Below are 6,000 nucleotides of genomic sequence, written 5' to 3'. Positions count from 1 at the left end.
AACTTAATATATCTTTCCTTATTAAGTCCGGTTGCAGAACGCCATTGACGCTCATTTTTTAGATCATTTATCGATATTTTCATGTGCCAAATTTAAGACTATTTTTCCATTGCAACAAGTCTAATGTCGTGGTACCCACCGTGCATCGGGCCGAGGCTTCCATCATCCTCAAATTTTTGTGGATCACCCGCCGGCCATCTTTCGGGACGAATATTCCAGATAAACAGGTGATCGGCCGTCCGCATCGCCCGTTGTGGATAGCCCAGATTATTCCAGCGCGAAGACGAATGCCGCTCCCGGGAAGTAAAAACTGCCTGACGATGCGGTTGGTTTCGGTTGCTTTTGCTGCCCGCAAACAGGGACATCAAACTCTTGCCTTCCATGTCCGAAGGTTTGTTTTTTACGCCAGCAGCATCCAGAAAAGTGGGCGCCAAATCAACCAAACTTACGATGTCAGAAACGGTGCGTCCGCCTTTGATACGTGCGCCCCACCGCACGGCCATCGGCACATGAAATCCGTACTCATAGGCATTGGCTTTTGCGCGGGGAAACGGCATGCCGTTGTCGGCTGTTACCACAATGAGCGTGTTTTCCAGCTCCCCATTTTCTTCAAGCATTCGCAAAATACGATCCAAATGACTGTCATACCATTGAATCTCATACAGATAATCAAGCATATCCGACTGTACTTGAGGATGTTCAGGAAGAAAGCCCGGAACCTGCACATCCGAAAGTTTCATCCCGTTTTTTGCGCCAATACCGGTGGGATACGGACGGTGAGGTTCTTGCGCGCCAAACCAGAAACAAAACGGCTGATCGGCGGATTTGCTGGTGATAAAATCCTGGAAATTGGCGGTGTAGTCATTGTCGCTGATACCCTTGGGAGCCGTAAGTTTGCGGCTGGAAAAGGCTTTTCCGGCTGGATTTTGGCTTCGACCTACAACTTTTCCGGGGCCCCAGCCTTTGCCTGTCATTCCCACAAAATAGCCCTCTTTTTCGAGCAACTCAGTAAAAATCACGAGATCGGCCGGAAACGTACTGGCGTGGGTACCGGCTTCCCGTATCTGCCAGCAATTTTTACCCGTCAGAATAGCCGCACGTGAGGGACTGCAGCCGGGAGAGGCCACAAAAGCATTAGTAAACAGGATTCCTTCGCGCGCCACCCGGTCGAAGGCAGGTGTTTTTACCGCTTTGTAGCCATAGGCCGACGCATGTGGGTAGGATTGATCGTCGGAGATAACAAACAGAATATTAGGACGTTTGGCAGGCGCTTCGGTTAGTTTAGAGCCTTTGGAAGCACGTTGTCCTGTGTTTTTGCAGGAAAAAATAAAGATCGATAGCAGGAAAAAGCAGGCAAAGTAAAGGACAGGCAGGCGTTGGTTTTTCATGAGTTTTTGGTTAATCGGTTAAGGGTAAAAGTAAGATTGTGCGCCTGTAAATCAACAGGCGCACATAACTTTACTTCTTTGGAAATCATAATTTACTGACTGGCATACCCAGGATTTTGTTCCAGAACAGCCCCAGTATTACGTTCAATTTCACTTAATGGTATTGGGAAAAGGTTATTATGCGGCGCTACATCTACGCCAAAATTGGCAGCGGTAGGATGACCATTGCAATATTTTTTGGTTCGTTCATATAGTAATCCTAATCGGTTAAGCGTTAATCTGCGTTTTTCTTCCACGCCTAATTCCCTAATTCTCTCGTCGAGAATAAAATCTATGGTTACCATTTCGGCTGTGATTGGTTTTGCCTTGGCACGATCCCGAATCACATTAATGTCGGCTGCTGCTTGTACAGTATTTCCTGCTCCCAGGTGTGCTTCTGCACGAAGCAGGTAAGTTTCGGCCAAACGAATATAGTACTGATCCGAATAGGTAGTTCCGGCGGTTGAGGCGTTCAGCGTTTTCAGCTCTGGGTTTACGTATAGCTCGGCGGGATGCTGACCAGGCGTAGTGACTTTGGATGGATATGGATAAAAATTCCGCAGTGTATCATCGAGTCTTTGCCGAAATATCTCCATGTGTTCCGAGAGTTTTTGACCATACCATACCGATGCCGGGTTATTAAATTCAACATCCCGAATAAAATTATATTCTGAATTTCGCATATCATTCCAATCATATTGCCATACGCCATAGGTATACAAATCGGTGCCTCTAAACCGTCCAATGCCTCTGCCTCCGGTATTGTCAGAAACGCCAAGAGCCAAAAATGGGACCACCCCCGTCGGATCTTTGTACGGAAACGAGTAGGGGCGTGGAGCGCAGTCCCGTTCCAGTTGGGGCCCTTCTTTTGTAGAGGATCGAACCACCCCGCCCAGTACATCCACTTCGTACTGAAACACCCAAATACCTTCCGTATTTCCGCCGCCTCGATTTTGGTTAAATCGTCGGAACAGATCCCAATATACGTCGCCGGGCTGCTGTGCCAGGGACCCAAACCGCTGCTTCATAAGCGCAACATCAGGACTGTTGATTACTGCTGAGGCGGCAGTTACTGCATCAGCAAAGCGTTTTAAAGAAATATATACTTCGGCCAACATGTGGTAAGCGGCGAGATTATTGATTTCTCCATCTTTGACGGTGTTGATAGCAGGCAAATTGGCCGCTGCGAATTCAAGATCGGCCGCAGCTTGCTGGTAGGTTTCTTCCCGGCTTGCCCGAACATAATCAGTTTTGGGCGAACTTACCGCTTCCAGTTCCAGGGGTGTATGATACTTCTAGCTGGAGTAGCCTACGCTATTACATATGAAATGGCAGCTGATACTATGTTCTCTCAACCTTCGGTTCTAATCCTCAAAAACGCTGCTGAAAATAAGGTAGACGAATAACGTTTAGTGATTGGCGTGGAAGTTAACAATCAGGCGCATGAATATCCGATTCAGAACATAGAATACCATCATCAGATACAGGATACGCCGGGCGGAAAGCTCATTATTGTAACTTATTGTACGGTATGTCACACAGGCCGGGTTTTTGAGCCGATTGTCAATGGTCAATTGGAAACCTTCCTACTCGTAGGAATGGATCATTTCAATACCATGTTTGAAGACAAAACCACTGGAAGTTGGTGGCGGCAGGTTAACGGCTAAGCCGTAACAAGTAACAAAGCCAATAAGCCTTGGAAAGCTCTACTGCACAATGGAGCCATGTCAGCCATCCAGCATTCCCAGGATTTAAAAGCATATTACGTGCGCAAAACAGCCGAACCGGGCGCCCGGAGGCGGAAAGAACGAGATGTTAGTCAAAACAATGTTTGCAACAAGCTCATTCACCGAGTTTTTGTCCCGGCGGGGAACCGCTGCGTATAACGGCGGGAAAAATATAAAGATTTTTATTCCCCTTCTATTGTTTAAATCATAGAAATCGATCCGATTTAATTCCGGAACCGTTTCTTCCTGCCACAATTGGGCCTTTTGCTTGTTCTGCTGACGGGCCTTCCTGGCTGGTTTATGTAGGCTCCAACCCACCTTTTTCAGGATGCGCCCCACCTGTGTCAAATCATAACTGACACCAAAGAGCCTGCCGATCAGCTCGTTGACGCGCGAACGTGCCCAGATGTGGCTGGGGAAGCCATGGCTGGTTGCACCCAGATTCAACTCCTCAACAAGCTTTTTGAGTTGTTCTGCTGTCAGATTTGGTTGGGAACCAGATGGTTTTCGGGCCAAAAGCCCTTGGGGACCAGACTCCCGGTATTTCTTAAGTGTCTGGCTAACCCAGCCCTCGGTCAACCCAAATGCTGAGTCGATGTCCTTCTGTCGCTTCGGCGCTCCGATTCCAGCCCGATTCTTTTAATTCCACACAGCGGCGGCGTAGTACTTCATACTCAGATGTTTTATAAACCAATTCACTGATCGATAAATAATTCAAAACGGATCCCGGTTAAACTCAAAAACTCCTGCAGAAAAATTGAAGGAAATGATAACGATCTTTTTGAAAATCAGGGGAGAAGGCGCAGAAAAAATTGAGATTCTTGATGTGAAATGTGTACAAAAAATAAGCTAAGATTTGTTTCAAGAAAATTTGAATCCTATTGATTTTTATAGTTAATTTCTAAACCATTAGGATTCAAATTCGCCTTTTCCCTAATTTATTCCTTCAAAATCTTTTCAACAAAAATCCCGCCATCCTTCGTTTTTAGCTCCACAAGATAGGTCCCGGCTGGTAGCTGTCCAATGAAAAGCGTAGCACCAGGCTTTTGGGTAAGCACAACCTTTCCCGCTAGGTTCAATACCTGAATTTCCGTAATTTCTACATTCGATGGAAGTCGAAATTTGAGCTCATTTTGCGTTGGATTGGGGTACATATAAAGTTGGTTTTCGCCCAAAAACTGTACCGAAACAATGCGTGAATCTTCTGAAATCCCAGTCAGATCAATTTGTTTTAGGCGGTAATAATTGATGCCCTGCCTTGGGTTCAGATCATCGAATGAGTAGGTTTGAACAGTTTTTGAAAAGCCAGTACCCGCTACAAAGCCAATTCGTTCCCAGCTTTGCGCATCAGTTGAGCGGTATAGTTCAAATCCTTTGTTGGCAATTTCCTCGGATGTACTCCATCGCAATTGAACGATTTGCGGCCCGCTGCCGGCTTCAAAATTGAGCAGCTTGACCGGAAAAGGGCTGGGATTGTAACTAAATGGGACCGAAAATGTGCAGGTGCCATTACTAACCCGTGCAAAAAGTGAGGTTTCTATTCCATTGGGAGTAAATGAATTTGGCGCAGAAAAACTACCTGCGGATGTAGGAGGATCACCCTCGTCGGTGAATATCCCTGACACCGAATACCCTCCACCGCCGTAAGTAAAGATTGGATTGGGATGACTTACACCGCTACGAACAATTAAACCACTATTAGTAAATGACGGCGAATTGGATGCACTCACTACCCCTGAATTAGTAAATGAATTGGTATTACTAATATTAGCAGCGACTTGTATAAGCCCGGTATTGGATACAGTGCCGTTGGTAGAAAAATCTCCGGATGCCAAAAACATCCGTCCACAGGCCTGATTTGTAAAAGTTACCGCATTTGAAAATATCACACCTGTTCCGGATGTTGAACGGATTGTACCGCTATTTACAAAGCTAACCGATGTCCCAGGTGACGTACTTTCAAAAGCAAATAAGTTACCATTACCGCTATGGGTTATTTGCCCCGTATTCAAAATTTGAAGTGAACCTGTGCTGATCCCGATACCAAACAACCCACCTTTTAATTCTAAATTGCCCGTATTAGTAAAAGTATTTGCTGCAAAAGGCTCCCTAAAATTAATATTTCTTAAAGCATCTACTGACATTGTACCATTATTAGTCATTGTAGCACTATCAAAAATTTCAAAACGATCAGCGCTTCCACCTATAGCGGTCTCCACAAGGAGAGCTCCATTGTTTATAAAATTTCCAGCGTACAGTTCCGCTCCTGTTCGTATAGTCAAACTTCCGCTAGCAGCAATCGTTAACGTTCCACTAGATAAATTGAGGTAGTTAATTACAGTCGCTGTACTCAAGATAGGATTATTGGGGAAGGATCCTGAAAAATACGCCGTTTCGGTTGGATTAGGTGGTCGTCCAATATTCCAATTACCATTCGTATTCCAATCAGAACTTACCGAACCTGTCCAAATGACATCCTGTGCGTACAGTACTTGACCCAATGCACAGAAAAGTATAAATAGAAAGAGTATTCGTTTTTTCATAATTCTTAATATGGTAAGTTTAAGGCATTGGTTGCATTCCACCAACATCTGAGGTGGAACCAATTTTTAAGGTGAGTACTTTAACCTGACCAAAGCATTTTAGCTGTGGTTTTTTGTAAGAAATTTTCCGTCGAGATTTTTCCATCCTTCGTTCCTGTTAGTCTAAATCGATTACTATTAATTTATGTAAACGTAGTAAAAATTCAACTACATGTTTTGCTCATATGTTCCATCTTTTGCTCAATTGTTCCATATAGGCTTCTTTTAAAGACTAAAACACCTATTTAGTAACTTTAAACCAAA

7 protein-coding genes are annotated in these 6,000 nt (G+C 44.8%); 1 reads left to right on the top strand and 6 read right to left on the bottom strand.

Going from position 1 to position 6,000, the window contains the following annotated elements; genetic code table 11:
• Nucleotides 1-98 precede the first annotated feature (98 nt).
• Nucleotides 99-1,388 carry a sulfatase family protein gene (locus tag EZE20_RS23500; RefSeq protein WP_132122409.1) on the bottom strand — a complete coding sequence of 430 codons (1,290 nt, stop codon included), beginning with the start codon at nt 1,386-1,388 and terminating at the stop codon, nt 99-101.
• A 92-nt stretch (nt 1,389-1,480) separates the two neighbouring features.
• Nucleotides 1,481-2,602: a RagB/SusD family nutrient uptake outer membrane protein gene (locus EZE20_RS23495; RefSeq protein WP_132122407.1), complete on the bottom strand. Its 1,122-nt coding sequence runs from the start codon at nt 2,600-2,602 to the stop codon at nt 1,481-1,483.
• A 246-nt stretch (nt 2,603-2,848) separates the two neighbouring features.
• On the opposite strand from EZE20_RS23495, the gene EZE20_RS23490 reads away from it, so the two are divergent.
• Nucleotides 2,849-3,094, top strand: a complete 246-nt coding sequence (locus EZE20_RS23490; protein WP_199879948.1) for a DUF3179 domain-containing (seleno)protein — start codon at nt 2,849-2,851, stop codon at nt 3,092-3,094.
• Between the two features lie 84 nt (nt 3,095-3,178).
• Here EZE20_RS23490 and EZE20_RS23485 read toward each other — a convergent pair whose 3' ends face one another.
• The 4 genes from EZE20_RS23485 to EZE20_RS24575 form a co-directional block, all read right to left on the bottom strand.
• Entirely contained in the window at nt 3,179-3,670 is a 492-nt protein-coding gene (locus tag EZE20_RS23485; protein ID WP_132122403.1) for a helix-turn-helix domain-containing protein, read from the bottom strand.
• 43 nt (nt 3,671-3,713) lie between these two features.
• A complete protein-coding gene (locus EZE20_RS24220; protein WP_165933570.1) occupies nt 3,714-3,872 on the bottom strand; it encodes a hypothetical protein in 159 nt (52 codons plus the stop codon).
• A gap of 220 nt (nt 3,873-4,092) precedes the next feature.
• A complete protein-coding gene (locus EZE20_RS24215) occupies nt 4,093-5,043 on the bottom strand; it encodes a T9SS type A sorting domain-containing protein (protein WP_165933569.1) in 951 nt (316 codons plus the stop codon).
• A 673-nt stretch (nt 5,044-5,716) separates the two neighbouring features.
• Nucleotides 5,717-5,842 (bottom strand): hypothetical protein, encoded by a 126-nt coding sequence (locus EZE20_RS24575; RefSeq protein ID WP_262709673.1) that lies wholly within the window; start codon nt 5,840-5,842, stop codon nt 5,717-5,719.
• Nucleotides 5,843-6,000: the final 158 nt, after the last annotated feature.

It is taken from the genome of Arundinibacter roseus (assembly GCF_004348825.1).
GTDB lineage: Bacteria > Bacteroidota > Bacteroidia > Cytophagales > Spirosomataceae > Arundinibacter > Arundinibacter roseus.
The sequence above is the reverse complement of the archived record's forward strand: the minus strand, read 5'-3'. Positions and strand labels throughout refer to the sequence as shown.